This window comes from Emticicia sp. (assembly GCF_049241225.1).
Classification (GTDB): Bacteria; Bacteroidota; Bacteroidia; order Cytophagales; family Spirosomataceae; genus Emticicia.
Window position 1 is genome coordinate 13,094 of the sequence record NZ_JBMLRC010000281.1, and the last position, 3,396, is coordinate 16,489.

The 3,396-nt window shown below is 39.4% G+C and carries 3 protein-coding genes; all 3 read left to right on the plus strand.

The features are described 5' to 3' along the window. Positions 1 to 1,542: (Fe-S)-binding protein (locus tag ACOVO2_RS15185; protein WP_421770798.1), on the plus strand; the 1,542-nt coding region annotated here is incomplete at its 5' end. Between the two features lie 303 nt (positions 1,543 to 1,845). Beyond that, on the plus strand, positions 1,846 to 2,937 hold the full coding sequence (locus ACOVO2_RS15190; RefSeq protein ID WP_421770799.1) for an alpha/beta hydrolase: 1,092 nt from the start codon (positions 1,846 to 1,848) through the stop codon (positions 2,935 to 2,937). A gap of 64 nt (positions 2,938 to 3,001) precedes the next feature. Further along, positions 3,002 to 3,396: M17 family peptidase N-terminal domain-containing protein (locus ACOVO2_RS15195; RefSeq protein WP_421770800.1), on the plus strand; the 395-nt coding region annotated here is incomplete at its 3' end.

A 3,396-nucleotide genomic window follows, 5' to 3' on the forward strand; every position in this document is an offset into this window, starting at 1 on the left:
CGCCAGTTTAGATTGATTGCCGAAGAGATTTCGACTTTAGTAAAAAAATATAAAGGTTCGCTTTCGGGCGAACACGGCGATGGGCGTTTGCGTGGTGAATTTATTCGTCAGCAGATTGGCGAGAAGAATTACGCTTTAATTAAAGGATTGAAAAAGGTTTGGGACGAACAAAATATCTTCAACCCAAATAAAATTGTTGACACGCCTCCGATGGATAAATTTCTTCGTTACGAGGCCGACCACAAAGTGCCAGAATTTAAAACTGTATTCCGATTCAATAATCAGAATATTTTACAACACGCCGAACAGTGCAATGGCTCGGGCGATTGCCGCAAAACCGAATTGAGCGGTGGAACGATGTGCCCGAGTTATATGGCCACTCGTAACGAAAAAGATACCACTCGTGCCAGAGCTAATATTTTGCGTGAGGTGCTGACCAACTCAGAAAAAATCAATCGTTTCGATAGCAAAGAGGTTAAAGAAGTGATGGATTTGTGTTTGGTTTGTAAAGGCTGTAAATCAGAATGTCCGTCGAATGTTGATGTGGCGAAGCTGAAAATGGAGTTTTTGCAACATTATCATGAGCAAAATGGCTTACCGATGCGTTCGTGGTTGATTGGCAATTATTCAAAAATGAGCAATATTGCATCTTATGTGCCGTGGGCTTATAATTTGGTTTTAGGAAATGCTCCTTTGCGTAAGATTGCCAATCGTGTAATTGGCTTCCACCCTGAGCGAACAATGCCACTTTTGAGCAGTAACACGCTCAAACAATGGTATAAAAATTCGGAGAAAACGGCTTCAAAATCAGCGAAAAAAGTATATTTATTCTGTGATGAATTTACGAATTTCAATGATGTTGAAATTGGTAAAAAAGCACTCGATTTGCTCAATAAACTTGGCTATGAAGTGATTATTCCTAATCACGTTGATTCTGGGCGTGCGTATTTATCGAAAGGAATGTTGAAAGATGCTCAGAAATTGGCCAATCAGAATGTGGCATTGCTGAAAGACGTTGTGACCGAAGAAACGCCAATCATCGGTATCGAACCTTCGGCTATTCTGACCTTCAGAGATGAATATCCCGATTTAGTTGATGAAAATTTGATAGAAGCTGCCAAAAAACTGGCCAAAAACGCCTTGATGATTGATGAGTTTATTGCTCGTGAGATTGACGCTAAACGCATTACGACTGATAGCTTTACCAGCGAAAAACGTTTGATTAAACTACACGGACATTGCCAACAAAAGTCGGTTGCTTCGCTTACACCAACCAAAAAGATTCTTTCGTTGCCCAAAAACTACGAAGTGCATCTTATTCCATCGGGCTGCTGCGGAATGGCGGGTTCGTTTGGTTACGAAAAAGAGCATTACGAACTTTCGATGAAAATCGGCGAACTGGTGCTTTTCCCAACGGTCAGAAAACAACCCGAAGAAGTGATTATTGCTGCCCCAGGCACGAGCTGTCGCCACCAAATTCACGATGGTACTGGCCGAAAGGCATTGCACCCAGTCGAAATTTTATGGGCTGCATTAGTCTGATATACAGATAAGTACATAAGTATTAATACTTTAAAATGGTGATGTTTTCAAAAAAGCATCACCATTTTTGTTTTATAGTTTTAGAATGTAAGATTTTTTTGTGTTTTCGCTAAATTTCTATAGCTCTCATGTTTTTATATTAGAGTTTTTGTTTAAAATTGTCAAGTCATTTAGCCTCAAAAGGCATTGTTAAAGTGAATCTGAGTTATAATGGTACATTCAGTAGGTAGATTGCTGGAACATTCTGTAAGTGTAATGTGTTTTATTTCTTACTTACACTTACGTACCACTAAAAAAGTAAAAATGAGTAACCGAAATTTGTTGAGTTTAGAGTTGACAACCCCTGTCGACGACGAACGACCTGTGTATCTATCAGGTAATTTTTGCGAATGGAATCCCGATGTATCAGATTTTGAAATGAAACGTGTGAGCAAGGGAAAGTACAAATTTACATTCGCCCCAGAAGTAACACTTCCCGAAAAAATAGAGTATAAATATACACGTGGTGGCTGGGATTTTGTTGAGTTAGATACTTACGGAAATGCACCGAGCAATCGAGTAATTGAAAGTTTATCGGGACACTACGCTGATTTTGTGCCTTATTGGCGACAAGATGGCTCTACGGCATTCATCAAGAAACTCATGCCAAAAGTGCAGGTCGTTTCTGAGAAATTCGAGATTCCGCAACTGGGGAAAACACGGAAAATTTATATTCTTCTCCCGCACGATTACGACCAAAATCTTGATAAACATTATCCTGTATTGTATATGCAAGATGCCCAAAATCTTTTTGGGAAAGGGTCAAGTTATGGAAATTGGGAAATTGATAAACGTCTTTCGCTTCTGGCAAAAAAAGAATTGGGCGATGTAATTATCGTGGCCATCGAACACGGTGAAGAAGAGCGTTTCAATGAATATTCTCCTTACACGGTCGAGAAAAAAGGGAAAGGTTTAGGCATGAAATACGCCAATTTTATTGTCCGTAATCTAAAACCTTATATTGATGCCAATTATCGCACCAAAACCGAGCGACAATTTACAGGAATTGGTGGAAGTTCGATGGGTGGTTTGATTAGCATTTATGCTGGATTGATGTACCCTGAGTCATTTGGCCGTTTGATGGTGCTTTCGCCTTCGCTATGGGTTTCTCCTAAGATTTATTTCGATGCCATTGAGTTTTTCAATCCTCTCGATACAAAAATTTATTTGTACGGTGGCGGAAAAGAAAGTGCAGCGATGATTCCGAATGTAAAGAAAATGAAGGAAACTATCGAAGGGCAAGGTTGGGATGCTGATAAAATTCAAATCAAACTTTCAATCGACCCCAAAGGTGAGCATAACGAAAAACGTTGGGGACAAGAATTTCCTAAAGCCATTGAATGGTTATTTTATTGATAGCCTCACCCAACCCTCCGCATCGGCGGTCCGACCCGATAGGGAGGGCTAAAATTAAATGAATATGAAAATCAACATAACAGCCAATAATACCGCTGCCAAAACCATTATCTTTCCGTTGGTAAATAATGAGAAATTGGCCGAAAATCTTTCAAAAATTGCTAAACACGTTGGGCTAAGTGCCGAAACACTCCAACAAGATTTTAAGGCAGGAGCAAAAGAAACTTTGGCTTTGTATGGAGCAATCGAAGGACTCGAAAAAGTATATCTTTTAGGTCTGGGAAAAGCTCCAAAAGCGATTGATTTTGTAAAGGTTTTTCGTTCATTTTTCTATAATTCAAAGAAAAAATTACCTAAAAATGTTGGTTTAAAGTTAAAATTGGCAGGTTTGGAGGCTCACACCGAGCAGATTGTCAATGGAATCTGTTTGGCCGAATATGAAGTTGGAGCTTATAAAAC

Bases quoted from the DNA above. Each gene is read 5' to 3' on its own strand.
- ACOVO2_RS15190 (WP_421770799.1), top strand. From the start codon at position 1,846: ATGAGTAACCGAAATTTGTTGAGTTTAGAGTTGACAACCCCTGTCGAC.